Origin of the sequence: Klebsiella sp. GB_Kp047 (assembly GCF_040065235.1) — a bacterium.
Classification (GTDB): domain Bacteria; phylum Pseudomonadota; class Gammaproteobacteria; order Enterobacterales; family Enterobacteriaceae; genus Klebsiella; species Klebsiella quasipneumoniae.
The window spans coordinates 15,534-40,002 of record NZ_JBEAJG010000034.1 but is presented as its reverse complement, the minus strand read 5'-3'; the positions used below and the strand labels follow the sequence as shown (position 1 = coordinate 40,002).

Below are 24,469 nucleotides of genomic sequence, written 5' to 3'. Positions count from 1 at the left end.
TGATCGAGTTCAGGAAATTAATCTGTGGAGAGAATTATCAGGCGGTTTCGCCGGGAATGAATTCGGGCTGCCAGAGCACCTGAAGCGAGGTCAGATCTTCGCCGGCAATTAAGCGGCGGACCATCGTGGCTATCTGGCGGCCCACCCCCTGTCGGGTGGATTGAACCACCGCGCCCACCGGGGTGTCGATGATGCTATCCTGCGGCAAACCGTCGTAGACCACCAGTGAGACGCGATCGGCGCCGGTAAGACGTCCGAGCTGAGCCAGGGCCATCGCCGCGCCGTCGCCATGGGTATTGCAGTCGGTGACAATCGCCGTTGGCGGTTCAGGCAAGCGCAGCAGCTCCATCGTTGTCTGAAACCCGCCGCGGCGGGTGGGCGGCACGCTGCGCAGCCAGGTTTCCGCCAGGCCCGCTTCGCGCAGCGCTTCCAGGTAACCGTTGCGGCGTTGGGTAATAAACGCCTGATTATTATTTTCGCTCAGCAGCGCGATGCGCCGGTGCCCCTGGCTAATCAGATGACGGGTGGCGCGATACGTGCCCGCCTGGTTATCGAAATCAAACCAGGCGTAGGGCTGCGGCAGGCGGCTACGGCCCAGCGCGAGAAAAGGAAAGCCGGAAGAGAGCAGCTGAATCAGGCGCGGGTCGTCATCCAGGGTATGCGCGACGATCAACGCATCGACGCGACGGCTCTGCACCATGCGCATATAGCCGTGTTTATCGGCCTGTTCATCATCGGCGATCAGCAGTAAATCAATCTCATAGCGCGCCAGCTCGTGGCTGATTTCTCCCACCATTTCGAGAAAGACGTTGTTATTCAGCGGCGCGGGGCGCACGGGGAAAACGAGGCCAACGGCGTCGATTTTGCCCATTTTCAGGCGACGCGCGAACGTGTTTGGCCGATATCCGCGACGCTGCGCTTCAGCCTCCACGCGAGCACGGGTCTCCTGCGACACATCATCATAGCCGTTTAACGCGCGGCTGACGGTCGTTACCGAGATCCCAAGTTCTTTAGCAATGGCTTTCAGCGACATAGGTATGCCTGTCTTCGCGGAAGAATGCGGCTAGTGTCCCGCAATACGGCTATGGCGTCCAGCGAGAGCGCGACGCCCGCCGGTGCGATGTCAGTTTTGCTCAGCGATCAGCAGGGCCTGCGTATCCGGCTCCAGGGCCTGAAACACATGCTCCTGATCCGCCGGATAGCAGATATAGTCGCCCTCGCCGAGCTCTTCCGGCGCCGACGTCAGCCCTACCCGCGCCCGCCCCTGGGTCACGATAATATGTTCCACCGAGCCTGGCGGATGCGGATGCGAAATGCGGTCGGCGCCGGGCTGGGTGAGCAGCAAATAGATGTCCCGACGCGCGCCGGGTGGACAGGCGGCCAGCAAAATAGCCTGATAGTTCGCCTGCTCCGCCACCACTTTTGTCCCCTCGCCGCGGCGGATCACCTGCGTTTTGTTCACCTGCGGCTCAAGCAGCCTGGCAAATGGAATATCCAGCGCTACGCAGAGCGACCACAGCGTTTCCAGACTCGGATTACCGTTGCCGGACTCCAGTTGCGATAGCGTGGATTTTGCGATACCCGCCCGACGCGCGACTTCCGCCAGCGAAAGCCCGGTCCGCGCCCGCTCCCGCACCAGACTTTTGGCGATAACGCTGATTGGCTGTGTCATACCCGCCCCTTGTTTTTTATATCGAACGATTTGTTCGCCTTGAAAAACGATCATTATGTGTTCATTATAATGGAAATTCGTTCGATATGGCTAAGTGATATGAAACAAACTCTCTCCAGTCTCAGCGGAGACACGATAAAAGCGATTGTTTTAGTTTGCCTCGCCGTCGGGGTGGTAGGCATGTCCTATGGGTCGCTGGCGGTGGCTTACGGCTTCCCCTTATGGGTGCCGCTCGTACTTTCGGTGTCCGTGCTGGCGGGCGCCTCTGAATTTATGTTTATCGGTATTGTCGCCAGCGGCGGTAGCCCGCTGGCCGCCGCCGCCGCCGGCCTGTTAGTCAACGCGCGCCATATCCCTTTCGGGGTGACTGTGCGCGAACTGGTTGGTCGGCGCGCCTTAAGCTTTATCGGGTGCCACATTATGAACGACGAGAGCGTGGTCTTTGGCTTGTCGCAGCCCACCCCCGCGCAGCGCAAAGCGGCCTACTGGCTGTGCGGCGCCGGCGTAGCGCTGATCTGGCCTTTGGGTACGCTCACCGGCGCCGCCGTCGGCAAACTGCTGCCGGCGCCGGAAACCATCGGGCTTGACGCGGTCTTCCCGGCAATCCTGCTGGCGCTGGTGATCCCGGCCTTTAAAAACCGTACCACGCTGATCCGCGCCGTCAGCGGCGCCGCGCTGGCGCTTGCTGCCGTGCCGTTTGCGCCTACCGGGCTGCCGGTGCTGCTCTCGTTGTTTGGTTTACTGTCGAGGAAAAAATAATGGGCAATATGACGCTGTTTATCGCCGGTATCGCCATCCTGTCGCTGGGAACCTATCTGATGCGTCTTGGCGGCGCGAAGCTTGGTAATCGGCTGGCATTTTCCGAGCGCTCGCAGGCGCTGCTTTCCGATGCGGCGACGGTGCTGCTTTTTTCCGTCGCCCTGGCCACCACTTTCTATGAAGGCGCGCATTTCGCCGGCATAGCGCGCGTTCTGGGCGTGGCTGTCGCTGTGTTTCTCGCCTGGCGCAAGGTGCCGCTGATCGGCGTGATTATCGCCGCGGCGGTGGTGACGGCGCTGCTGCGGCTGGCGGGTATGTCCTAGGACGGGTAGGCGTAATTCGCCAAACCGGTACGTTGCCCGCTAATTGTACCTTCAAGCCAGTGAATAACCGCCGTTATCTCCAGCGGGCGCTGCTGGTCTATCGTCAAAAGGGGCCCTAAAGACATGGGCTGCGCGCGCCCGGCCAGCTGGGCCAGCTCCGGCAGATACTCTTCGCCGGGGTGGCCCGGCGGCCGCGTCGCCAGCCGCGAGGCATAGCGCGCGACCGCCAGCTCGGGGGAGATATGGTTCCAGATCTCAATCACCTGCTCCACGCCCGCCTGCCGCAGCAATTTTTGCAAGGTCTCCCGCGGCTGAAAGCCGAACCAGGCGTCGATCAACCAGACCATACTGGCAGGCGACGCGCCGACAATCGACCAGATCACCTCATACGCCGCACAGCCCAGCTGGCGATTCATTGGCCGGTCGACCGGAGCCAGACGCGCCATAAACGGCTCTTTGATGCCGTCGATCGTCAATACCGGCAGGCTGAAGGTCTCCGCCAGCAAACGGGTGATGGTACTCTTCCCCGAGGCCGGAATGCCGTTGATTAAAATAGCCGTTTTGCAGACTGGGGTCAGATGTCTGTTCATAGTAACGCGACAACCTCCTCCCGGCTGCGGGCCATCCGCAGTTTGGCCATCGTGTCATTGTTATCCAGCAGCGCGACGATGGAGCGGATCCCCTCCTCGATATGCGCATTGCTGTCCCGGGCGCCAAACATAATGACAATGTCGGCTTTTTCACTGTCCGCAAAAGGAATCGGCTTTTCCAGCAGCACCAGGCTAAAGCAGTTGCGTCTGACGCCGCACTCGGGTCGGGCATGGGGGATAGCAATACCTTCATCGAAGACGTAATAGGCGCCATGGTTCAGGGTATTGTCGATCACCGCCTGGCTATATTCCGTCGAAATAAAGCCTTTTGCCTCCAGCGGGCGGGCAGCCAGCTTTATTACCCGCTGCCAGTCGGACTCCACAACGCCAACCTGAATGGCATCGGCCTCAATAAGCAGTTCTTTTATGGTCATTCTGTATTCCTAAATATTGCGGCGAATAATATTGCGTAAATTATCAATCTGCAGAAACAGCGTATCGATATCCTGCCGGTGGGCGGTGCTTTTGGCATATATCGATAGCGCCCGGTTGTAAGTCAGCATCAATGTTTTTTGCACCTCGCTATTGCCAGGCTGGCGCTGTAGTTCGCCCTCCAGCCTGGCAATCTCCTCCGCCAACTGACGGGACTGTTGATCATAATCCTGCAGCGGGGTTTGCTCTTTTTTCCACAACGTTTTCAATGATTCAAACATAGCAAGTTCCCTCCCTGGCGGAAGACAGGGCAATGAAATAGAGAGTGGAGGAGAAAACGTTATTTAAATAACGCCATTTTTTCCATTAAGACATCAGTGACCGCCTGGTTGGCGGGAATTAAGAATTTCCGTACGCTGTCATTCACCTTCCCTTTCTCAAACGTCGTTTTACAGCGGTCAACCCACTGCACGTTCATTTCCGTCCCGACGTTCACTTTATTAATCCCTTCGGTGACGGCCAGCCGCATATCCTCATCGCTGACGCCGGTACCGCCATGCAGCACCAGCGGCACGCCGGTCGCCGCGCTAATCTGTTTCAGCCGCTGGTGCTGTATCTGCGCTTTACCGGTGTAGAGGCCATGCACGGTGCCTACCGAAACGGCCAGCATATCGACCTGGGTCTCCTCCACAAAGCGTTTCGCATCTTCGACGGTGGTAAAACAGATATCTTCCGCCGCCACCGCTTTTCCATCCTCAGACCCGCCGATCGCCCCCAGTTCGCCTTCTACCGTAATATTGCGCGGGCGGGCCATCTCCACCACAATCCGCGTATTACCGATATTTTCCTCAAGGCTTAAATGTGAGCCGTCGTACATCACCGACGAAAAGCCCGCGTTCATTGCCGTCTCGATAGCCTTAATATCTGAGCAGTGGTCAAGATGCAGACAGGCTGGAATATTTTCACTGTCCGCTAATGAACGCACGGCGTCGACCAGCAAACGATAGCCGAGGTACTCCGCGGTCCCGGTTGAAATTTGGATCATTAACGGGCTGTGGCTGTTTTGCGCGGCTTTGAAAAACGCCGGCAGCATCTCAATACAGTGCAAGTTAAACGAGCCAATCGCTTTAAAATTTCTCGCTTGGGCAATTTTTAAAATCTCATTGAAATTATACAGACTCATGAACATTTTCCCCTTTCGGCTTAGCGGATTTCCCGTTGACAAACCATGCCAGTGCGGCGACAAACACAATAATTAAGGCGACAAAGAGCCAGTTATTCTGGAAGGCGTGGCCTAATACCAGACCCGAGCTGATGACGTCAGAGTCGCTGAAGGTGACGCCCGTAAAGCCATAGCTCTCCAGCATGGGCACCAGAATGGCCGGCAGAAACGTGATAAACAGACCGTGAATAACCCCGCCGATCATCGCCCCGCGGCGTCCGCCCAGCGCGTTGCCAAAAACCCCTGCCGTGCCGCCGGCGAAAAAGTTGGTTAACAGCCCGGGGAGGATCATCGCCAGACCGAACATCGGGAAAACCAGCATGCCGATAATCGAGCCGACGGTCGTCGCCAGAAATCCGACAATCACCGCATTCGGCGCATAAGGAAACAGTACCGGGCAATCAAGAGCCGGCTTCGCATCCGGGACAATACGCATCGCAATACCGCGAAAGGCCGGCACCAGCTCATTGAGCAATAAACGCACGCCGCTATAGAGGACAAAGACCCCGGCGACAAACTGAATGGACTGCATAAAGGCATACATCAGGTAGTTAATCCCGCCGGAGAACTGCGCGATGTACTGGGGGCCCGCCGCGATAGCCGGGATGAGATACATCGGCACCATCACCACCGCCATGGCCAGATAGGTATCCTGCAGAAACTTAAAGTTATCAGGCAGCTCGAGATCTTCCGTGGAGCGGGAGCCTTTGCCGACGACCTTTGCGACGGCGGCCTGCACCAGATAACCGATGGTACAGAAGTGCCCCAGGGCCACGTCGTCAGATCCGGTAATGCGCCTGACCACCGGCTGCGCCAGGGCCGGCATTAACACCGCCATCACGCCGCCGAAGATGCCCCCGGTTAAAATCAGCGGTACGCCAGTGAGCCCGGACTTATAGCCAATCACGGCGCCGATCGTCGCCATCCACAGCAGCGCCTGGCCGGTCAGGAAAATATATTTAAGCGGCGTCAGACGGGCGATAATAATATTGACGGCAAAGATCACCAGCAGCGTCAGCGCCACTTCCGAACCTAATTCCCGATTCGCTAACCCGGCGATGGCGGCCACATCGGTAATATAGCCTTTCATGCCAAATCCCTGGGTGAAGATATCGTTCAGAAAGGTTAGCGTGGCGACAATGATGTTGATCCCCGCCATCATAATTAAGAAGCCAAGCAGCGTTTTAAACGTCCCTTCCGCGGTTTTGCCCGGCGATTTCTTTTGCAGGATCAGGCCAAGCATGGCAATAAAAGCAATAAGAATGGATGCCTGACCAAGTAAATCCTTAACGATAAACGCAACGAAGCTATTCATAATCAGCCACCTTCAGATGACGTTCTTTTAAGAATGCGACGATCTTGGTTTCAATTTCCTCTTTATCCGTAAGCTTATTGAGCACCACGACGCGTTTAATTTCCTCTTCAGTAGCATCGGCGGTTAAGATGTCGGCAAAGGTTTTTTGCGTCAAAATCATATCCGATTTAAAGGCTCCGGCTTCGGATACGGTGGTGTGTTCAATATGAGCGGGAATTTCCAGCTTTTTTAAAACTGCCTTCGCCGTCATTTCAATGGCAAAGCTTGAACCGAGGCCGCAGCCACATACGCATAAAATTTTCAGCATGGAGGGTCTCCTCAAATAATATTGAGTTGCTTGGCAAGTTTATAATGATGTCCTTCAGTATCGACCAGTCGTTTTTTCATACTGACTAAATCAATCGGAATAGGTTTGTTACTGGAATTAATTATTATGGCTTTATTTTTCATACCTGACTGAATACAGCGAACCACTTCACTGGCCATAATGGTGCCCTGATAAATCTCTTCACAGGTCGGGTCACCGCTGCGTAGGCCATAACCGACAATCGTTTTACGGATTCGGACGCCGATTTGCGGTTCCAGCTGTTTTATCATGGTATCAATCGCTCCCTGAAAGCCGGGAGAGTATTCTTTGGTGTAGCCTTCTGAGCAGAGGATAACGACGCTGTTCTGCGTGCTCAGCTTCCGGGTAATCCGCTCCGCAAGCATGGCCAGCGGCATCTGCGCCTCCGGGATCAGGGCAATATCCGCATTGCATTTAATGGCGGACTGTAACGTTAATTCTCCACAATAACCTCCTAATATCTCAACCATAAAAACCCGCCCCGGCAGCGCTCTTCCGGTATTTCTTAAACGGGAGACTTCTTTAATAATCTGCTCGCAGGCCGTGGAAAAGCCAATCGTATAATCACTGCCATACACATCATTATCGATAGTCATTCCCACGCCAAAGCAATTAATATCAAATTCACTTAGGGTATTGAGAAACTGCAGGCTGCCGTCCCCCCCGGCCATAATAAGCACGTCAATACGCAGCGATTTCAGTTTTTTAGCAATCATTTCATATTCGCTGCGCTGTAGTTTGCGACTGGTTCGTCCGGAGGTAATGATCGGCACCGCGGTAATGGAGAAATCAACCAGATCGCGCCACGCGATATCCTGATGATTTTTCTCCAGCAGGCCAGGAATACCGCCATTAAACAGCGTGATATCGGCATCAGCCTGCCTGGCAATCTGGAATATAAAATTATTCATTCCCGAAACATCCCCGCCGCTAATAACGATGCCAATTTTCATGACGCCTCCTCGCTCATTTGCCTGACGACATTTTTCCCTGACTGCAAGACTTGTATTTGCAATGGAGATCACATAATGCGTATTAAATTACGTACATGAATAGTTGACAGTCGCAACAGCGGGCTTATTTTTGTGACAAAAATCACACATGCAGAGCGTGTTCTTCATCGCTTTTCCTTTTTAATATCTTTACATTTCATAGCGTTAAAATATCGAGATATTCAACAATGAAGATGTTTCATTGGCGGTAATAATGGGGAGTTAAGAAAAGAACGGAAACGTGAGTACTGCCACATTTTTTTCGCGGCGGTGGGGAATAGTGACTGTTTTTTGCCGAAACGGAAACGAAAAAAAGCGCCCTGAGGCGCTCTTTCGACAGTAGCGTTACGCTTATTTGTTCAGTTCGGCAGTCATATGCACGCGGTTGCCGGTAAACGCTTCGGTAATTTTGTAAGACGACGCGCCTGCTGCCTGGGCCTGTGCGGCGATTTTCGCTTCCGCGCCGTCCATCGTTGCAGCGGTAGCGGTGACGGTTTCAGCGGCGAAGGAAGCAAAAGAGGCGGCCATAGCGATTACTGCGACAAAAGTTTTGATGCTTTTCATGATATAAACCCTTTCATTTAGTTGTTTAGATAAGGCGTTGTGCCTTGATGTGTTAAATAGTAGCCCGCACATCACCAAACAAAAAGCGGAAGGATTTGCTGTCATTATTCAAATTTACTGATTAACTTTTAACCCGCGATCAAACGCTGCGGGTGGGTGTAGATCGTCGCCCTGCCCGGCTTGCAAAAGCCCACCAGCGTCAGGTTGCAGCGCTCGGCGACCTCCACCGCTAAGGTGGTGGCTGCTGATACCGCGAACAGGATCTCGACCCCGCACATCGCGGCTTTCTGCACCATTTCATAGCTGGCGCGGCTGGAGACCAGCGCGGCGCCCTGCTGCCAGCCCTCACCGATTTCCGCCCGCCGGCCCAGCAGTTTATCCAGCGCCACATGCCGGCCGACGTCTTCAAAACCGCCCGCCAGTTCGCCCGTCGACCGGACCCAGGCGGCCGCGTGGGTACAGCCGGTGAGTCGGCCGACCGGTTGAAAGTCGTTAAGATGCGCCAGGGCCTGGTCGAGATTGGCGATATCGAACGTCTGAGTGAACGGCAGCGGTTGAACCGGCTTACCAATATCATTGAGCTGCTCGACGCCGCAGACCCCGCAGCCGGTGCGCCCGGCCAGCGCGCGACGCCGGGCTTTGAGCCCCATAAAACGCCGGCTGGAGAGTTCAATCTGCACCTCAAGGCCGTTGCATACCGACACCACGTCCATGCCGAAAATCTCCCGCCGATGCTCAATAATCCCTTCGGATAAGGAGAAGCCGACGGCGAACTGCTCCAGGTCTTTCGGCGTGGCCATCATCACCACGTGGGAGATACCGTTGTAGACCAGCGCGACCGGTACCTCTTCCGCTAACTCATCTGGCTGAGGATGTTGCAGATCCTCGCGCTTCCAGAGGGAGACCTGGCGATATCCTGTGACATTCGTCACATTTTCGATTTGTTCGAGAGGCTTCTTGTTCACTTTGCTTTAACCGTATTGGAACAGGCATACACACAATGTGGTATTCTGTTTTTATCCCTTCAGGAATGAGGGAAATATGCCCTAATTCTGAACCTTTGCGGCTCTCACCGCAAAGCAAATAACTACATGTGACAATGTCGAAACAAGGAGCGAACCATGCAGGTCAGCAGAAGGCAGTTCTTTAAGATCTGCGCTGGCGGTATGGCGGGAACCACGGCAGCAGCGCTGGGCTTTGCCCCGGCGACTGCGCTCGCGGAGACACGGCAGTACAAATTGCTGCGCACGCGCGAAACCCGTAACACCTGCACATACTGTTCTGTCGGCTGTGGGCTGTTGATGTATAGCCTCGGCGACGGCGCGAAAAACGCCAAAGCATCCATTTTCCATATCGAAGGCGATCCGGATCATCCGGTCAACCGTGGTGCGCTCTGTCCGAAAGGGGCTGGTCTGGTGGACTTTATCCATTCTGAAAGCCGCCTGAAATTCCCGGAATATCGCGCGCCAGGCTCCGATAAATGGCAGCAAATCAGCTGGGACGAAGCGTTCGATCGCATCGCCAAGCTGATGAAAGAGGACCGCGACGCCAACTTTATCGCGCAAAACGACGCTGGCACCACCGTCAACCGCTGGTTGACCACCGGGATGCTGTGCGCCTCCGCCTCCAGTAACGAAACCGGCTATTTAACGCAAAAATTCACCCGCGCCCTCGGGATGCTGGCGGTGGATAACCAGGCGCGTGTCTGACACGGACCAACGGTAGCAAGTCTTGCTCCAACATTTGGTCGCGGTGCGATGACCAACCACTGGGTGGATATTAAGAACGCCAACCTGATCGTGGTGATGGGCGGTAACGCCGCTGAAGCGCATCCGGTGGGATTCCGCTGGGCGATGGAAGCCAAAATCCATAACGGTGCCAAACTCATCGTTATCGATCCGCGCTTCACGCGTACAGCGTCGGTGGCTGATTTCTATACCCCGATTCGTTCCGGTACCGACATTACCTTCCTGTCGGGCGTGATCCTGTATCTGCTGAATAACGAAAAATTCAACCGCGAATACACCGAAGCCTACACCAACGCCAGCCTGATCGTGCGTGAGGACTACAGCTTCGACGACGGGCTGTTCAGCGGCTATAACGCAGAAAAACGCCAGTACGACAAAACCAGCTGGAACTATGAGCTGGACGAAAACGGCTTCGCCAAACGCGATACTACGCTGCAGCATCCGCGCTGCGTCTGGAACCTGCTGAAGCAGCACGTTTCCCGTTATACCCCGGATGTGGTCGAAAACATCTGTGGTACGCCGAAGGCCGACTTCCTCAAAGTCTGTGAATACATTGCTGAAACCAGCGCGCCGGATAAGACCGCGTCGTTCCTGTACGCTCTCGGCTGGACCCAGCACTCCATCGGCGCGCAGAACATCCGCACCATGGCGATGATCCAGCTGCTGCTGGGCAACATGGGGATGGCGGGCGGCGGCGTCAACGCCCTGCGCGGCCACTCCAATATCCAGGGTCTGACCGACCTCGGCCTGCTCTCCACCAGCCTGCCAGGCTACATGTCGCTGCCGAACGAAAAACAGGCCGACCTGCAGACCTACCTGACGGCTAACACGCCGAAGCCGCTGCTGAAAGACCAGGTCAACTACTGGGGCAACTATCCGAAGTTCTTCGTCTCCATGATGAAAGCCTTTTTCGGCGATAAAGCGACAGCAGAAAACAGCTGGGGCTTTGACTGGCTGCCGAAATGGGATAAGAGCTACGACGTTCTGCAGTACTTCGAGATGATGAATCAGGGCAAAGTGAATGGCTATATTTGCCAGGGCTTTAACCCGGTCGCCTCGTTCCCGAACAAAAACAAGGTCGTCGCTTCCCTGTCGAAGCTGAAGTTCCTCGTGACCATCGACCCGCTCAATACCGAAACGTCCACCTTCTGGCAAAACCACGGTGAGTCGAACGATGTTGACCCGTCGAAAATCCAGACCGAAGTGTTCCGTCTGCCGTCTACCTGCTTCGCCGAAGAGAATGGGTCTATCGTCAACTCCGGCCGCTGGCTGCAGTGGCACTGGAAAGGCGCGGACGCCCCGGGGATCGCTGTCACCGATGGTGAAATCCTCGCCGGTATCTTTACGCGCCTGCGTAAGATGTATGCCGAAGAGGGTGGCCCGGCGCCAGAGCCAGTGCTCAACATGACGTGGAACTACTCCACGCCACACGAGCCGGCGTCAGAAGAAGTGGCGATGGAGAGCAACGGTAAAGCGCTGGCGGATATTACCGACCCAGCAACCGGCGCGGTGATCGTCAAGAAAGGCCAGCAGCTGAGCTCCTTCGCACAGCTACGCGACGACGGCACGACTTCCAGCGGCTGCTGGATCTTCGCCGGAAGCTGGACGCCGGAAGGTAACCAGATGGCGCGCCGGGATAACGCCGATCCGTCAGGCCTCGGCAATACGCTGGGCTGGGCATGGGCATGGCCGCTCAACCGCCGCATCCTGTATAACCGCGCCTCCGCGGACCCGCAGGGTAAACCGTGGGATCCGAAGCGTCAGTTGCTGAAGTGGGATGGCGCGAAATGGGGCGGCGTGGATATTCCGGACTACAGCGCCGCTGCGCCTGGCAGCGACGTCGGTCCGTTTATCATGCAGCCGGAAGGGATGGGCCGTCTGTTCGCTATCGATAAGATGGCGGAAGGACCGTTCCCGGAACACTACGAGCCGTTTGAAACGCCGCTCGGGACTAACCCGCTGCACCCGAACGTGGTCTCTAACCCGGCCGCTCGCGTCTTCAAAGGCGATCTCGAGCAGATGGGCAAAGCGGAGAAATTCCCGTACGTCGGCACCACTTATCGCCTGACTGAGCACTTCCACTACTGGACCAAGCACGCGCTGCTTAACGCCATCGCGCAGCCGGAGCAGTTTGTGGAGATCGGTGAAAAACTGGCGAATAAACTCGGCATCAGCCATGGCGATACCGTCAAGGTCTCCTCCAACCGCGGCTACATTAAGGCCAAGGCGGTGGTGACCAAACGTATTCGCACGCTAAAAGTTGACGGTAAGGATATCGATACCATCGGCATTCCTATTCACTGGGGCTATGAGGGAGTGGCGAAAAAAGGCTTTATTGCCAATACCCTGACGCCGTTCGTCGGTGATGCGAATACGCAGACGCCGGAGTTCAAAGCTTTCCTCGTGAACGTGGAAAAGGTGTAACGGAGACGACTTATGGCTTATCAATCGCAAGATATTATTCGTCGTTCCGCGACTAACGGTTTCACCCCCGCGCCTCAGGCGCGGGACCACCAGCAGGAGGTGGCGAAGCTTATCGACGTCACCACCTGTATCGGCTGCAAAGCCTGTCAGGTGGCCTGCTCCGAATGGAACGATATTCGTGATGAAGTCGGTCACAACGTTGGGGTGTATGACAACCCGGCGGACCTGACCGCCAAGTCATGGACGGTGATGCGCTTCTCGGAAGTGGAGCAAAACGACAAGCTTGAATGGCTCATCCGCAAGGATGGCTGCATGCATTGCGCCGATCCGGGCTGCCTGAAGGCCTGCCCGTCAGAAGGCGCGATCATTCAGTACGCCAACGGCATCGTCGATTTCCAGTCCGAGCAGTGCATCGGCTGCGGTTACTGTATCGCCGGCTGTCCGTTCGATGTACCGCGTCTGAACCCGGAAGACAACCGCGTCTACAAATGTACCCTGTGCGTAGACCGCGTCACCGTCGGCCAGGAACCGGCCTGCGTGAAAACCTGCCCGACCGGCGCCATCCACTTTGGCTCCAAAGAGGATATGAAAACGCTGGCCGGCGAGCGCGTAGCTGAACTGAAAACCCGCGGTTACGACAATGCGGGCCTGTACGATCCGGCCGGCGTCGGCGGTACCCACGTCATGTACGTGCTGCACCATGCCGATAAGCCGAATCTGTACCACGGCCTGCCGGAAAACCCGGAGATCAGCCAGACCGTCAAGTTCTGGAAAGGCATCTGGAAACCGCTGGCGGCCGTCGGCTTCGCCGCGACCTTCGCAGCCAGTATCTTCCACTACGTCGGCGTCGGTCCGAACCGCGCGGAAGAGGAAGAGGACAACCTGCATGAAGAGAAAGACGAGGTGCGCAAATGAAAAGACGTGACACCATCGTGCGCTACACGGCGCCGGAACGCATCAACCACTGGGTCACCGCCTTCTGCTTCATCCTGGCGGCGGTAAGCGGGTTAGGCTTTTTCTTCCCGTCCTTTAACTGGCTGATGCATATCCTCGGCACGCCGCAGCTGGCGCGAATTCTCCACCCGTTCGTCGGGGTGGTGATGTTCGCGTCGTTCATCATCATGTTTTTCCGTTACTGGCACCATAACCTAATCAATCGGGATGATATCTTTTGGGCGAAGAATATTCGTAAGATCGTCGTCAACGAGGAGGTGGGCGATACCGGACGCTATAACTTCGGCCAGAAATGCGTATTCTGGGCGGCGATTATCTTCCTGGTACTGCTGCTGGTGAGCGGTGTGATAATCTGGCGTCCGTATTTTGCGCCGGCTTTCTCAATCCCGGTGATCCGATTTGCGCTGATGCTGCATTCATTTGCCGCAGTGGCGTTAATTGTGGTTATCATGGTGCATATCTACGCCGCCCTCTGGGTGAAAGGCACCATTACCGCGATGGTGGAAGGCTGGGTCACCAGTACGTGGGCGAAAAAACATCACCCGCGCTGGTACCGAGAGGTCCGCCAGAAACAGGAAAAGTCATCTGAATGAGTATTCGCATAATCCCGCAAGACGAGCTGGGTTCGAGCGAGAAACGCACGGCGGAAGCAATTCCGCCGCTACTGTTCCCCAGGCTGAAAAATCTGTATAACCGCCGCGCTGAACGTCTGCGCGAGCTGGCCGCCAATAACCCGCTGGGCGATTACCTGCGCTTTGCCGCGCTGATCGCCCATGCCCAGGAAGTGGTGCTGTACGACCATCCGCTGCAGATGGATCTCACCGCCCGTATTAAAGCGGCCAGCGAACAGGGCAAGCCGCCGCTGGATATCCACGTCCTGCCGCGCGACAAACACTGGCACAAGCTGCTGCACTCGCTGATTGCCGAGCTGAAGCCGGAGATGAGCGGCCCAGCGCTGGCGGTCATTGAAAATCTGGAAAAAGCCTCTGAGCAGGAGCTGGAGCAGATGGCCAGCGCGCTGTTTGCTTCCGACTTCGCCTCGGTCAGCAGCGATAAAGCGCCGTTCATCTGGGCCGCGCTGTCGCTCTACTGGGCGCAGATGGCCAGCCTGATTCCGGGGAAAGCGCGCGCTGAATACGGCGAACAGCGCCAGTTCTGCCCGGTGTGCGGCTCGATGCCGGTCTCCAGCATCGTGCAGATCGGCACCACCCAGGGGCTGCGCTATCTGCACTGCAATCTGTGCGAAACCGAGTGGCACGTGGTACGCGTCAAATGTAGCAACTGCGAACAGAGCCGCGATCTGCACTACTGGTCGCTGGACAACGAGCAGGCTGCGGTGAAAGCCGAAAGCTGTGGCGACTGCGGAACTTACCTGAAGATTATGTATCAGGAGAAGGATCCGAAAGTCGAAGCCGTCGCCGACGATTTGGCATCCCTGGTGCTCGACGCCCGCATGGAGCAGGAAGGCTTCGCCAGAAGCTCAATTAACCCGTTCATGTTCCCCGGCGAAGGGGAATAAGTTCTGCGCTCCTATAACGGGCGACTCAGGTCGCTCGTTATCATTCATACGGTGTGAACACGCCGGAAATGCTCTCCTTAGCCCGTTTCTGCTTCTCCAGATATTGTTCAACTTTTAGGGTGCTGTTCAGAAGGACAAGGTATTACGGCGCACCGGATAACGAGCAAATTACACCTGATAAAAACGAAGAAAAAGCAGATCTTTGCTGAGAAATACGCTTCTGCGAGCCGCTTTCCACAATGCGATCGCGGCTTTATTCGGTATATCTTTTTCGCAATAACCAGGCTATAACACTGGATATTAACCCAGTAAAAGGGACTTGCCATGACGTTGGAAAAAGGGATTGCTTCGCTGGTTGAGGAGTTTATTGCTGCGGGGCGGCCATCATCGCGAGAACAGAGTATTGATGACCGGAGAAACGGCTATCTCGCCAGCGCCGTTCTCGCAGGGGAAACGGAAACGCGGGTACAGGTTGAAGACATCGCGCTCGATGGCATGACCTTGCGCGTCGTCTCGCCGCCAAAAAGCAACGGCTTACTACCCACCATTGTGTATTATCATGGCGGCTGTTTTGTCAGCGGCGGCTTTGCCACCCACGACAATCAGCTCCGCCAGCTAGCCTGGTTCAGCGGTTGCCGGGTGATCGCCGTGCAGTACCGCCTGGCGCCGGAGCATATCTTTCCGGCGGCGCACGATGACGCAGAACAAGGTGTCATGATCATCCACCGGCACGCGGAGCAGCTTGGCGTTGACGCCTCACGCATCACACTGGCTGGCGACAGCGCCGGCGGGCACCTCGCTCTGGTAACGGCCCTGCGCCTGAAAGCGAATGCGGCGTGGCAACCCGCGCAACTGATTCTGATTTATCCCATGCTCGACCCCACCGCCAGCATGGCGAGCTACGTCAGCAACGGCGCTGACTATGTGATTACCCGGGACACGTTGTTGAGCGGCTATGAAATGTACCTCGCCTCGACGCCAGCGAACCATCCGGATGCCAGTCCGCTCTGGCGCGACGATTTTCACGGTCTGCCGCCGGTGCATATTCTGACGGCGGAGTTCGATCCTTTACGCGACGAGGGCGAAGCGCTGTATCGAAGGCTGATGGCGCAAGGGGTGGAGAGTTCCTGTCAGCGCTATCTGGGGGTGATCCACGGCTTCTTTCAGCTGGGTGGGATCAGCCGCGCCGCGCGAGATGCCATGCGGGATATCGCCTGGCGCTTAGCATCGCCAGGACGATAACCGCCCGCGGCTTACTCTTCCTCGTTGCCGCCCTCTTCGTAAGAGCCAAAGGGCTTCGCCGGCAGCACGATGTAGATCCCCTCGAAAACGGCGCCCTGTTTATCGTCGCCAAAAAGCTCCACCTGCATTTGCACGCGGGCTTTACGCCCACGCGCCAGACGGTCGAGATCGCCGCTCAGCGAACCGAGGTCGGCGATGGCGCTGGGGCGGCCGCTAATGGGCTGACTGTAGCGGATATGCGCATCCGCCAGAATGATGGTGCCCCCCAGGTGCCGCTCGCGCAGCATCAGCCAGATAAGCCCCCATCCGGTTAAGGTAGCGAGCGAGAACAAACTGCCGGCAAACAGCGTGTGGTGCGGATTCTGATTTCCCGCTTCCGGCATGGTGGTAATAAATTTCTGCCCGGTGTACTGCTGGATGCGCACGCCCATTTTTTCACTCAGCGGGATATGCTGATACCACGCCTGCTGTAGTTGCGCGCACCAGTCGCCACGGTGGAGAATGTCGTCCAGCGATGCGACCGGCTTAATCATCAGGAAATGACGGATCGGCGTGGTGGTCGGGGTGGTGATCTCCCCCTGATTGATAAAGCCGAGCTTGGCGAAAAACTCCACCGCATCTTCGCGAGCGCTACAGGTGACCCGCTTAACCCCTTCCTGACGCGCGACGGACTCCAGGGTCATCGCCATCAGCGTACCCAGCCCTTTATCCTGCACCGAGGGATGAACGGCCATAAAGCGAATGGAGGCTTCATTCTCTGCATTGATATATAGCCGGCCGACAGCCACCAGGTTGCCCTCTTCATCCACCACCATCTGATGATGCGCCATCGCATCCCAGGCGTCACGTTCCGAACCCTTAGGCTGATGCAGCGGCTTACGCAGCATCTCCCAGCGGAACTGATAGTAGCTCTCTAACTCTTCTGCTGTTTGCGGTACACGAAGGTGATACATAGTCGTACTCTCTTTTGTTACCCGCAGCCTGCCCGGAAGCTGGGTCATACTTGCAACCAAAAGGTCACGGGACCATCATTGACCAAAGAAACCTGCATATCCGCAGCGAATCTTCCGGTCTGGGTGTTCATTTCCTGCTGGCGACAGCGGGCGACGAAATACTCATACAGCGCCTCAGCGCGGTCAGGAGCGGCGCCTTTCGAGAAGCTTGGCCGCATTCCCCGCTCGGTATCCGCCGCCAGCGTAAATTGCGAAACCACCAGCACGCTGCCGCCCGCCTGCTGAACGTTCAGGTTCATTTTCCCCTCCGCATCGCTGAAGATGCGGTAGCCCAGCACGCGCTCGCAGAGGCGATTCGCTTTTTGTTCATCATCGTCTTTTTCGACTCCCAGCAGCACCAGAAGCCCCGGGCCAATTTCGCCCGTCACTTCGTCCGCCACGGTAACGCTTGCACGGGATACGCGTTGAATTAATGCAATCATGGTTGTTCTGTTTCTTCTGTTTTAAGTTTGCGGTATTCACCGAGAGTGACAGTAATTTCAGCGCCAAGCAAGACGATACACCAGGTCCAGTACACCCAGACGAACAAAATCGGCACCACCGAAATCACGCCATAAATGAGCTGATAGGACGGAAAGGTGGTGATATAGAGGGCAAACGCTTTTTTACCTGCCTCAAACAGCAGCGCCGCCACCAGCGCCCCGATCACCGCGTCGCGGTTACGTACCTGGGTGGTGGGTACAATACTGTAGAGCAGCCAGAATGCCGCCCAGGAGAGGATCAGCGGGAAAAGGCGGAGCAGATTATCAATTACGCCGTCCAGGTCGCTTGCCCAGCGCAGCGACAGCAGATAGGAACTGATCGCCAGGCTGGCGCCCGCCAGCAGCGGACCAAGGGTCAGGATCATCCAGTAAACGGCAAAGGAGTAAACTTTGGGGCGACTGCGCGTGCTGCGCCAGATGGTGTTTAGCGCGCTGTCGATCGAGTACATCAGCAGCAGCGAGGTGACGATCAGGCCAAAGGCGCCTACGGCGGTCATGCGGCTGGAATTGGCGACGAACTGCTCGATATATCCCTGGATCACATCCCCGGTCGCCGGAATAAAATTGGCGAAGATAAAATGGCGGATCTGCACGCTGACTTCGGAGAACATGGGGAAGGCCGCAAATAGCGCGAACACGACGGCAATCAGCGGCACCAGGGACAGTAATGACACATAGGCGAGGTTCCCCGCCAGGGTCGTCATATGGTCTTCATCAATACGCCGCCACAGCAGCTTTAGCCACGCCAGCAGCGGCCGGGTATGGTGGAGTAATTTTTGATGAACGGTTCTTAGCATAGCTGTTTCGCGAAATAGTCAGGGATGGTCTTCTTCCCGGTCACCAGAATGCTGGTGATCCCCAACCGGTTAGCCCCTGCTATATTATCGACGTTATCATCAAAAAAGACCGTATCTGCGGCGGAAAAGCCCTCTTCGTCCAGTACTCGCTGATAAATTTGCGCTTCAGGCTTACGCATTCCCATCTCCTGTGACAGATAGATGCGATCGGCGGCAGCGCGCACTTCCGGGTATTCATCCGGCCAGAACGTGGTGTGAAGACGATTGGTATTGGAGAGCACCACCACGCGATGGCCCTGGGCACGCAGTTTTTGCATGATCGCAATCACTTCCGGACGCAGCGCGACAAACACCGCCTGCCAGCCGTGAGCAAACTGTTCATAGCTGAGGGACATATTCATTTCATGACACATGGCGGCGGCAAAGTCTTCATCGCTGAGCTCGCCGCGCTCATGCTGATGGAAAGCCTCTCCCATGGTGAAATGCTGCTTCAGCGTCGCCAGCGGGATGCGGGTTAAATCGCTCCAGGCCCCCAATACCCGGTTGAAGTCAATGTCGACAATCACATTACCTAAATCAAAGATATAGAGCATTTTCGTCTCCTTCCGCGCCGTGGAAAATTAACTTTAGCGGGAAAGATGAGGTTTGACTATGCATAAACCTGAAACAACAAGCCACTCGCGAACAAAGCCGCATAATGCGGCTTTGAATAAGCAGAGTCAGGCTGGCGGTTATTCTGTCGCAGCGCGCAGCGTTTTCCTGCCACCGCGAATGCGTTTAACCAGCATGACCGAAACGAACGCGCCACAGAGCGCAAAGCACGCCATGATGCCAAAGACTATCTTGTAGCCTGTCAGACCAGGGTTGAGATCGAGAATGTAGCCATACAGGCTGTAGCAGAACATGGCCGGTGCGTAGCCAATGAAACTCCCCAGCGCCATGGCGGCGCCGGTCCGGTTCTCCGCGATGTTGGCTTCACCGATCGGGGCAAAGAAGACCGCTCGCTGGGTAAACACAATTGCGCCAAATCCCAGGGTGCAGATCATGCCGAGGTAGACTGGCATGCTTTCGTGGGGCAGCAATATTAACGCCACCAGGGCTACGGTGCTGGCACAAAAGGTATAGAAGAGATATTTGCTTGGCGACTTGAGGATTTTATCGGCTATCAGGCCGCCAATCGGCCCACCCACCATTTTCAAACAATACTGGTTAATGATGCCGTAGGCGCCCACCAGCGCCACCGGCAACAGGTAGATATTTTTCAGGAAGGGAATAAAGAAAGTGAGCCCACAGTAAACCGCATAAACAAAGAAGACGTTGAACGCGATAAGCCAGATGGTTTTATCTTTTAAGACCGAAGAGATGCTACTTTTCTCTGTGGCGCTCTCGACGGTAGCTTTCTCAGGCGCATCCTCATCCTTTTCTTTCAGCATAAAAAACAGCATGATCCCGACAACAATCACGATCAGAGCGTAGAACCAGATCCCGGCTTTAAACCCCAGCAAACCGCTGCCAAACCAGGTGAAAATAGCCAGGGCAGAGAAAGCAATAATCGTGTCGACAATCCCCCGCCCGGTCTCAAAGAAACCAAACAAACGCCCCTGCTGTTCGCTGTTGCCCAACCGGCTTACCGACTTTAATAGCACCGGCCAGTTCATCATGTCGCAGGTAACGCCAAAGAGAGCCCAAACAAAGAGAATTCCCCAGTAGCCTGGCATAGTCGTCAGATAGATCCCCAACAAGCCTGTCGCAATCAGCGATAGCGACATGGTGTAGCGGCGAGGCAGTTTATCGGCAAAGTAAATTGACAGGAAAAAACCAATCGTGGTCACCACGGAGTTCACCGACATGGCATTGCCTATCTGGCCATTAGTCAGATGGAAATAGTCCTGCATCGGGATATAAAAAGCATCTTTCAGAGAAGGCAGTTTATAAATGGTGCCACCGCACAGGGTTAATAAACTGAATATAGCCCATTTCTTTTTTGTGAGCATAAGTTCCCCTAATGATTGAACATCATTTGGTTTAAGGAAAATAACAGACCATCATCATTTATTAAAAATGATGTCCCGGCATAACGAATTAATAGTAAATTTAGTGTGCCAGCGCCGTAAGCGCTTCGTCTTTTATTCTCTGCAACGTCTCTTTGACATAATGGAGCTGCGCTATCGCATCCTCTTTTTCTTTTAGCAGTCGCTCTTCAAGCTGATCGGCGTCTGGCAGTGGGATTTCGCTCATTTGTCGCCAGGGGATCCACGGGTTGTCCCCCTCCGAGGCAAAACGGAACGGGGGGGCATAGTAATCCACTTCTTCTTCCAGACCGTATGCCATGACCTGCGGATGATCATCACCAAGACAAATTAATTCCGTCAGCAGCGCCTTAAACGGCATATCGCCCTGGCCTGAATTACAGGCCCGATGCCCAAGCCCACCGTTCTCAGTAATAATACAAGCGTCTTTGATATGAACCTGCGTAATGTAAGGTGACATCAACGCTAACGCCTCAAGCGGTCGCTCATTAGCGTTGATCATATTGGCGAAGTCAAAAAGGAGCGATAGCGATGGCATCTCGCTTTGTTTAATTAAATTCACCAGTTCAGCGCTTTTGAGATCTTCATGTTGCTCAAGGGTGAAGGTCAGGCCGGTATGGCTATAAGCCTTTTTAATGTATTGAATATCTGCTGAAATTTTTTCCATTACGTCATGTAAATGGCCTTCATAACGCGGATAAAAACGAACGGAAGTCGCTCCTGTTTTTAAAGCGATAGTCGCGGCCTGATCGATGGTCTGTTTATCGGAGGCGCTGGTTTCGATGTGAATATCCAGCTGCAACGCTTTCGCTTTGTCAGCAAACCCGGCTAACTGGGCATCATTCATATTGCTCAGCGAATAACGCTCACCATCAAGAACGTGTATTTTCACCCCCTTTAAATGCAGACTATCTGCAATGGTCAGTAAATCATTAGGTAAAATACGTTCAAGCCGCATATTCAAATGATAGGCATAAGCATGAAGGTAGAGTGGTATATTATCAATACGGGAAAGGATCTTCCCGGCGTTATCTTTAGTGACCATAAAATACCTACAAGTTAATAAACAGATCCACAGCCTCAAATCGCCAGTATTCGAGATCTATTTGCACAATATTGCCGGCACTATCGGCACGGTGTTTTTCTATCAGAATAGCCGGCAGACCTGCAGAGCCACCGATGAATTTGCTCACATCGCCCGACATTCTGACGGGTCTAAAAGCCAGTTTTTTTATCACCACAGGCTTATGATATTCACGCTCCCAGACGGAGGAAAAAGACTGGTTCTTCAACCGGTCAATAAAATCTGGCGCGACGTTAGGGTTGATAAAAGTCTCGTGGTAGAAAACTTTATGCCCTTCCAGCGCTCCCCAGCCGGTGACCAGATATAAATCATCAGACGGAGTGACATCCAGCAGGGGTTTAGCGGCGTCGGGATAGTCTCGGGTTCGCTGTTTTTCAATAAAGCCCCACGAGGGTTCTCTTCCCTGCTCAATGGCGGCCCGCTGAAAGCTCGCGGGGAGCTCAGGACTGTAGTTAAAACGCGGCTGCGCGACAAACCATCCTTTCCGGTCTTTACGAAAGATCCTCGATTCCGCTTCCAGGCTGAGCAGCGCCTGACGCAGCGTCATGCGTTTGATCCCCAGCAGTTCGCCAAGCTCTCTCTCTGAAGGCAGTTTTCCACCCGCAGCCGTCAGCCCTTGCTTAAGCCACAGATCCAGTTTCTCTTTTGCATTTTCGACAGTAGAAAGATTTTCAGTCATTGTTTAATCCATTTGGTTTAAACCAGATAACTCATCTTACTCTTCTGCAAAAAAAGAAAGCAATTCCTCGGACAAACTTTAGGTATAAATGTGACCAGGGTCTCCTGGAGGCCCCGGGTTAGCGCAGCGATTGTCAGATCTCACCCATAAAAAAACCCCGCCGGAGAGGCGGGGTTTAGCGAACAGCAAGAAGAATCAATTACTCTTCTTTTGCACCGCGCATTGCGCGTTTACGGTCGTTCTCGGTCAGGTGACGTTTACGAATACGGATAGAGGTCGGAGTGACTTCTACCAGTTCGTCGTCATCGATGAACTCCAGAGCCTGCTCCAGGGTCATCTTAACCGGCGGAACCAGAACCGTGGCTTCGTCAGTACCGGACGCACGCATGTTGGTCAGTTTTTTACCGGTCAGGCAGTTTACCGTCAGGTCGTTAGAACGGCTGTGAATACCGATGATCTGGCCTTCGTAAACTTCCGCACCGTGACCGAGGAACAACTTACCGCGATCCTGCAGACCGAACAGCGCGAACGCTACCGCTTTACCCTGACCGTTGGAGATCAGCACGCCGTTGTTACGCTGGCCCACTTCGCCCGGACGAACGTCGTCGTAGTGGCTGAAGGTGGAGTACAGCAGACCGGTACCGGAGGTCATGGTCATGAACTCTGAACGGAAGCCGATCAGACCGCGGCTTGGGATCACGTAGTCGAGACGTACGCGGCCTTTTCCGTCCGGATTCATGTTTTTCAGGTCGCCTTTACGCTCGCCCAGCGCCTGCATAACAGAACCCTGGTGCTGCTCTTCGACGTCCAGCGTCACGTTCTCGAACGGCTCTTGTTTACGGCCATCGATTTCACGGAAGATAACTTTCGGACGGGAAACCGCCATCTCGAAACCTTCGCGACGCATGTTTTCAATCAGAACGGACAGATGCAGTTCACCACGGCCGGAAACGCGGAACGCATCAGCGTCTTCGGTTTCTTCAACGCGCAGCGCCACGTTGTGCACCAGCTCTTTGTTCAGGCGGTCCAGAATCTGGCGAGAGGTAACGAACTTACCTTCTTTACCGCAGAACGGAGAGGTGTTGACGTTGAAGAACATGGAAACGGTCGGCTCATCAACGGACAGGGCCGGCAGCGCTTCGACATTCTGCGGGTCGCAGATGGTGTCGGAGATGTTCAGCTCGCCCAGACCGGTGATCGCGATGATGTCGCCAGCTTCAGCTACGTCGCTCTCGATACGCTCAAGCCCCAGGTGAGTCAGCACTTTACCGACTTTACCGTTACGGGTTTTGCCTTCGCTATCGATGATAGTGACCTGCTGGTTCGGCTTCACTTTACCGCGTTTGATGCGGCCGATGCCGATGACGCCAACGTAGTTGTTGTAGTCCAGCTGGGAGATCTGCATCTGCAGCGGACCGTCAAGGTCAACGTCCGGCGCCGGCACGCGATCGACAATCGCCTGGTACAGCGGGGTCATGTCGTCAGCCATGTCTTCGTGGTCCAGACCCGCGATACCGTTCAGCGCGGACGCGTAAACGATCGGGAAGTCCAGCTGTTCGTCGGTCGCGTCGAGGTTAACGAACAGGTCGAACACCTGATCGACAACCCAGTCCGGACGCGCGCCCGGGCGGTCAACTTTGTTGATGACCACGATCGGCTTCAGACCGTGGGCAAAAGCTTTTTTGGTCACGAAGCGCGTTTGCGGCATCGGGCCATCAAAGGCATCTACCACCAGCAGCACAGAGTCAACCATGGACATAACACGCTCAACTTCACCTCCGAAGTCGGCGTGCCCAGGGGTATCAACGATGTTGATACGGTAATCATTCCATTTGATTGCGGTGTTTTTCGCGAGGATGGTAATCCCACGCTCTTTCTCCAAATCGTTGGAGTCCATCACACGTTCTTGTGCTTCAGTACGTGCGTCGAACGTACCGGATTGCTGTAGCAGCTTGTCAACCAGGGTAGTTTTACCATGGTCAACGTGCGCGATGATGGCGATATTACGCAGATTTTCGATCACAACTTTGCCTCAGGCATTAGAAATAGCGCGTTATTGTACACGTATTAAGCGAAGGACTGAACAGGATCACAAACATCCTCCGCAAACAAGTATTGCAGAGTTTCTTTGTGACCGCTTTCACGGAGCGATAAAAGGGCACCGTAACAAAAATTGCACCAAAATGGTGCTCAATGTTCACACTGAGGCACTATTTTGGTGCATTATCTCCATCATGGTGCAGTCCTTTTGCACTATGGTGCGCATGATACAGCGTTTTATG

At 55.0% G+C, this 24,469-nt stretch carries 26 protein-coding genes; 7 read left to right on the top strand and 19 right to left on the bottom strand.

What is annotated here, in order from left to right; all coding sequences use genetic code 11:
- Positions 1 to 37 precede the first annotated feature (37 nt).
- Together ABLV76_RS15355 and ABLV76_RS15350 are read right to left on the bottom strand one after the other, a co-directional pair.
- The gene (locus ABLV76_RS15355; protein WP_032455457.1) at positions 38 to 1,033 is read right to left on the bottom strand and encodes a substrate-binding domain-containing protein; all 996 of its coding nucleotides are present in this window, start codon (positions 1,031 to 1,033) and stop codon (positions 38 to 40) included.
- A gap of 90 nt (positions 1,034 to 1,123) precedes the next feature.
- Positions 1,124 to 1,672, bottom strand: a complete 549-nt coding sequence (locus ABLV76_RS15350) for a helix-turn-helix domain-containing protein (protein WP_002882865.1) — start codon at positions 1,670 to 1,672, stop codon at positions 1,124 to 1,126.
- A gap of 99 nt (positions 1,673 to 1,771) precedes the next feature.
- Between ABLV76_RS15350 and ABLV76_RS15345 the strand changes: the two genes are divergently transcribed.
- Both ABLV76_RS15345 and ABLV76_RS15340 read left to right on the top strand, forming a co-directional pair.
- The gene (locus ABLV76_RS15345) at positions 1,772 to 2,431 is read left to right on the top strand and encodes an AzlC family ABC transporter permease (RefSeq protein ID WP_032431168.1); all 660 of its coding nucleotides are present in this window, start codon (positions 1,772 to 1,774) and stop codon (positions 2,429 to 2,431) included.
- The gene (locus ABLV76_RS15340) at positions 2,431 to 2,754 is read left to right on the top strand and encodes an AzlD domain-containing protein (protein WP_043521891.1); all 324 of its coding nucleotides are present in this window, start codon (positions 2,431 to 2,433) and stop codon (positions 2,752 to 2,754) included. The genes ABLV76_RS15345 and ABLV76_RS15340 overlap by 1 nt, the downstream gene beginning before the upstream one ends.
- Here ABLV76_RS15340 and ABLV76_RS15335 read toward each other — a convergent pair.
- From ABLV76_RS15335 to fdhD, 9 genes are all read right to left on the bottom strand, one after another.
- Positions 2,751 to 3,344 (bottom strand): hypothetical protein, encoded by a 594-nt coding sequence (locus tag ABLV76_RS15335; protein WP_004203646.1) that lies wholly within the window; start codon positions 3,342 to 3,344, stop codon positions 2,751 to 2,753. The genes ABLV76_RS15340 and ABLV76_RS15335 overlap by 4 nt on opposite strands.
- A complete protein-coding gene (locus tag ABLV76_RS15330; protein WP_004203645.1) occupies positions 3,341 to 3,778 on the bottom strand; it encodes a PTS sugar transporter subunit IIA in 438 nt (145 codons plus the stop codon). The genes ABLV76_RS15335 and ABLV76_RS15330 overlap by 4 nt, the downstream gene beginning before the upstream one ends.
- Positions 3,779 to 3,787: 9 nt before the next feature.
- Positions 3,788 to 4,057 carry a hypothetical protein gene (locus tag ABLV76_RS15325; RefSeq protein ID WP_004203644.1) on the bottom strand — a complete coding sequence of 90 codons (270 nt, stop codon included), beginning with the start codon at positions 4,055 to 4,057 and terminating at the stop codon, positions 3,788 to 3,790.
- 59 nt (positions 4,058 to 4,116) lie between these two features.
- Positions 4,117 to 4,959, bottom strand: a complete 843-nt coding sequence (locus ABLV76_RS15320) for a class II fructose-bisphosphate aldolase (protein ID WP_025999201.1) — start codon at positions 4,957 to 4,959, stop codon at positions 4,117 to 4,119.
- Positions 4,946 to 6,313: a PTS sugar transporter subunit IIC gene (locus ABLV76_RS15315; protein ID WP_203559327.1), complete on the bottom strand. Its 1,368-nt coding sequence runs from the start codon at positions 6,311 to 6,313 to the stop codon at positions 4,946 to 4,948. The genes ABLV76_RS15320 and ABLV76_RS15315 overlap by 14 nt, the downstream gene beginning before the upstream one ends.
- Positions 6,306 to 6,620 (bottom strand): PTS sugar transporter subunit IIB, encoded by a 315-nt coding sequence (locus ABLV76_RS15310; RefSeq protein ID WP_004203640.1) that lies wholly within the window; start codon positions 6,618 to 6,620, stop codon positions 6,306 to 6,308. Before ABLV76_RS15310 ends, ABLV76_RS15315 begins: the two co-directional genes overlap by 8 nt.
- An 11-nt stretch (positions 6,621 to 6,631) precedes the next feature.
- A complete protein-coding gene (locus ABLV76_RS15305) occupies positions 6,632 to 7,612 on the bottom strand; it encodes a 6-phosphofructokinase (RefSeq protein WP_004203638.1) in 981 nt (326 codons plus the stop codon).
- A 390-nt stretch (positions 7,613 to 8,002) separates the two neighbouring features.
- Positions 8,003 to 8,215 carry a YdgH/BhsA/McbA-like domain containing protein gene (locus tag ABLV76_RS15300; RefSeq protein WP_004203637.1) on the bottom strand — a complete coding sequence of 71 codons (213 nt, stop codon included), beginning with the start codon at positions 8,213 to 8,215 and terminating at the stop codon, positions 8,003 to 8,005.
- Positions 8,216 to 8,343: 128 nt separating this feature from the next.
- Positions 8,344 to 9,180, bottom strand: coding sequence for a formate dehydrogenase accessory sulfurtransferase FdhD (gene fdhD / locus ABLV76_RS15295; RefSeq protein WP_017899836.1), 837 nt, complete (start codon positions 9,178 to 9,180; stop codon positions 8,344 to 8,346).
- A gap of 156 nt (positions 9,181 to 9,336) precedes the next feature.
- On the opposite strand from fdhD, the gene fdnG reads away from it, so the two are divergent.
- The 5 genes from fdnG (at position 9,337) to ABLV76_RS15270 (ending at position 16,102) form a co-directional block, all read left to right on the top strand.
- Positions 9,337 to 12,387, top strand: a complete 3,051-nt coding sequence (gene fdnG, locus ABLV76_RS15290; protein WP_085956538.1) for a formate dehydrogenase-N subunit alpha — start codon at positions 9,337 to 9,339, stop codon at positions 12,385 to 12,387.
- 12 nt (positions 12,388 to 12,399) lie between these two features.
- The gene (fdxH, locus tag ABLV76_RS15285) at positions 12,400 to 13,302 is read left to right on the top strand and encodes a formate dehydrogenase subunit beta (RefSeq protein ID WP_002882822.1); all 903 of its coding nucleotides are present in this window, start codon (positions 12,400 to 12,402) and stop codon (positions 13,300 to 13,302) included.
- Positions 13,299 to 13,934: a formate dehydrogenase cytochrome b556 subunit gene (fdoI, locus tag ABLV76_RS15280; protein WP_004203632.1), complete on the top strand. Its 636-nt coding sequence runs from the start codon at positions 13,299 to 13,301 to the stop codon at positions 13,932 to 13,934. Before fdxH ends, fdoI begins: the two co-directional genes overlap by 4 nt.
- A complete protein-coding gene (fdhE, locus tag ABLV76_RS15275) occupies positions 13,931 to 14,860 on the top strand; it encodes a formate dehydrogenase accessory protein FdhE (RefSeq protein ID WP_004203631.1) in 930 nt (309 codons plus the stop codon). The genes fdoI and fdhE overlap by 4 nt, the downstream gene beginning before the upstream one ends.
- A 324-nt stretch (positions 14,861 to 15,184) precedes the next feature.
- Positions 15,185 to 16,102, top strand: a complete 918-nt coding sequence (locus tag ABLV76_RS15270) for an alpha/beta hydrolase (RefSeq protein ID WP_043521882.1) — start codon at positions 15,185 to 15,187, stop codon at positions 16,100 to 16,102.
- An 11-nt stretch (positions 16,103 to 16,113) separates the two neighbouring features.
- Here ABLV76_RS15270 and fabY read toward each other — a convergent pair whose 3' ends face one another.
- The 8 genes from fabY to typA all read right to left on the bottom strand — a co-directional run bounded on the left by fabY (position 16,114) and on the right by typA (position 24,210).
- On the bottom strand, positions 16,114 to 17,055 hold the full coding sequence (gene fabY / locus ABLV76_RS15265) for a fatty acid biosynthesis protein FabY (RefSeq protein WP_025999202.1): 942 nt from the start codon (positions 17,053 to 17,055) through the stop codon (positions 16,114 to 16,116).
- Between the two features lie 44 nt (positions 17,056 to 17,099).
- Positions 17,100 to 17,537: a D-aminoacyl-tRNA deacylase gene (gene dtd, locus ABLV76_RS15260; RefSeq protein ID WP_004203627.1), complete on the bottom strand. Its 438-nt coding sequence runs from the start codon at positions 17,535 to 17,537 to the stop codon at positions 17,100 to 17,102.
- A complete protein-coding gene (locus tag ABLV76_RS15255) occupies positions 17,534 to 18,394 on the bottom strand; it encodes a virulence factor BrkB family protein (RefSeq protein WP_004203625.1) in 861 nt (286 codons plus the stop codon). The genes dtd and ABLV76_RS15255 overlap by 4 nt, the downstream gene beginning before the upstream one ends.
- Positions 18,388 to 18,987 carry a glucose-1-phosphatase gene (gene yihX / locus ABLV76_RS15250; RefSeq protein ID WP_004203624.1) on the bottom strand — a complete coding sequence of 200 codons (600 nt, stop codon included), beginning with the start codon at positions 18,985 to 18,987 and terminating at the stop codon, positions 18,388 to 18,390. The genes ABLV76_RS15255 and yihX overlap by 7 nt, the downstream gene beginning before the upstream one ends.
- Before the next feature lie 138 nt (positions 18,988 to 19,125).
- Positions 19,126 to 20,388 carry an MFS transporter gene (locus tag ABLV76_RS15245; RefSeq protein WP_057212601.1) on the bottom strand — a complete coding sequence of 421 codons (1,263 nt, stop codon included), beginning with the start codon at positions 20,386 to 20,388 and terminating at the stop codon, positions 19,126 to 19,128.
- Positions 20,389 to 20,488: 100 nt separating this feature from the next.
- The gene (locus ABLV76_RS15240) at positions 20,489 to 21,469 is read right to left on the bottom strand and encodes a TIM barrel protein (protein ID WP_348878373.1); all 981 of its coding nucleotides are present in this window, start codon (positions 21,467 to 21,469) and stop codon (positions 20,489 to 20,491) included.
- A gap of 7 nt (positions 21,470 to 21,476) precedes the next feature.
- Complete coding sequence (locus ABLV76_RS15235; protein ID WP_017899841.1) at positions 21,477 to 22,187, bottom strand: GntR family transcriptional regulator; 711 nt, start codon at positions 22,185 to 22,187, stop codon at positions 21,477 to 21,479.
- Between the two features lie 199 nt (positions 22,188 to 22,386).
- Positions 22,387 to 24,210, bottom strand: coding sequence for a ribosome-dependent GTPase TypA (gene typA, locus ABLV76_RS15230; protein WP_002882755.1), 1,824 nt, complete (start codon positions 24,208 to 24,210; stop codon positions 22,387 to 22,389).
- Positions 24,211 to 24,469 lie beyond the last annotated feature (259 nt).

Bases quoted from the DNA above. Each gene is read 5' to 3' on its own strand.
- ABLV76_RS15350 (WP_002882865.1), bottom strand. From the start codon at position 1,672: ATGACACAGCCAATCAGCGTTATCGCCAAAAGTCTGGTGCGGGAGCGG.
- ABLV76_RS15320 (WP_025999201.1), bottom strand. From the start codon at position 4,959: ATGAGTCTGTATAATTTCAATGAGATTTTAAAAATTGCCCAAGCGAGA.
- yihX (WP_004203624.1), bottom strand. From the start codon at position 18,987: ATGCTCTATATCTTTGATTTAGGTAATGTGATTGTCGACATTGACTTC.
- ABLV76_RS15315 (WP_203559327.1), bottom strand. From the start codon at position 6,313: ATGAATAGCTTCGTTGCGTTTATCGTTAAGGATTTACTTGGTCAGGCA.
- ABLV76_RS15305 (WP_004203638.1), bottom strand. From the start codon at position 7,612: ATGAAAATTGGCATCGTTATTAGCGGCGGGGATGTTTCGGGAATGAAT.
- ABLV76_RS15355 (WP_032455457.1), bottom strand. From the start codon at position 1,033: ATGTCGCTGAAAGCCATTGCTAAAGAACTTGGGATCTCGGTAACGACC.
- ABLV76_RS15325 (WP_004203644.1), bottom strand. From the start codon at position 4,057: ATGTTTGAATCATTGAAAACGTTGTGGAAAAAAGAGCAAACCCCGCTG.
- fdxH (WP_002882822.1), top strand. From the start codon at position 12,400: ATGGCTTATCAATCGCAAGATATTATTCGTCGTTCCGCGACTAACGGT.
- fdoI (WP_004203632.1), top strand. From the start codon at position 13,299: ATGAAAAGACGTGACACCATCGTGCGCTACACGGCGCCGGAACGCATC.
- fdhE (WP_004203631.1), top strand. From the start codon at position 13,931: ATGAGTATTCGCATAATCCCGCAAGACGAGCTGGGTTCGAGCGAGAAA.
- fabY (WP_025999202.1), bottom strand. From the start codon at position 17,055: ATGTATCACCTTCGTGTACCGCAAACAGCAGAAGAGTTAGAGAGCTAC.
- ABLV76_RS15235 (WP_017899841.1), bottom strand. From the start codon at position 22,187: ATGACTGAAAATCTTTCTACTGTCGAAAATGCAAAAGAGAAACTGGAT.
- ABLV76_RS15255 (WP_004203625.1), bottom strand. From the start codon at position 18,394: ATGCTAAGAACCGTTCATCAAAAATTACTCCACCATACCCGGCCGCTG.
- ABLV76_RS15345 (WP_032431168.1), top strand. From the start codon at position 1,772: ATGAAACAAACTCTCTCCAGTCTCAGCGGAGACACGATAAAAGCGATT.
- ABLV76_RS15310 (WP_004203640.1), bottom strand. From the start codon at position 6,620: ATGCTGAAAATTTTATGCGTATGTGGCTGCGGCCTCGGTTCAAGCTTT.
- ABLV76_RS15335 (WP_004203646.1), bottom strand. From the start codon at position 3,344: ATGAACAGACATCTGACCCCAGTCTGCAAAACGGCTATTTTAATCAAC.
- ABLV76_RS15240 (WP_348878373.1), bottom strand. From the start codon at position 21,469: ATGGTCACTAAAGATAACGCCGGGAAGATCCTTTCCCGTATTGATAAT.
- ABLV76_RS15300 (WP_004203637.1), bottom strand. From the start codon at position 8,215: ATGAAAAGCATCAAAACTTTTGTCGCAGTAATCGCTATGGCCGCCTCT.
- ABLV76_RS15330 (WP_004203645.1), bottom strand. From the start codon at position 3,778: ATGACCATAAAAGAACTGCTTATTGAGGCCGATGCCATTCAGGTTGGC.
- ABLV76_RS15340 (WP_043521891.1), top strand. From the start codon at position 2,431: ATGGGCAATATGACGCTGTTTATCGCCGGTATCGCCATCCTGTCGCTG.
- dtd (WP_004203627.1), bottom strand. From the start codon at position 17,537: ATGATTGCATTAATTCAACGCGTATCCCGTGCAAGCGTTACCGTGGCG.
- ABLV76_RS15270 (WP_043521882.1), top strand. From the start codon at position 15,185: ATGACGTTGGAAAAAGGGATTGCTTCGCTGGTTGAGGAGTTTATTGCT.
- ABLV76_RS15245 (WP_057212601.1), bottom strand. From the start codon at position 20,388: ATGCTCACAAAAAAGAAATGGGCTATATTCAGTTTATTAACCCTGTGC.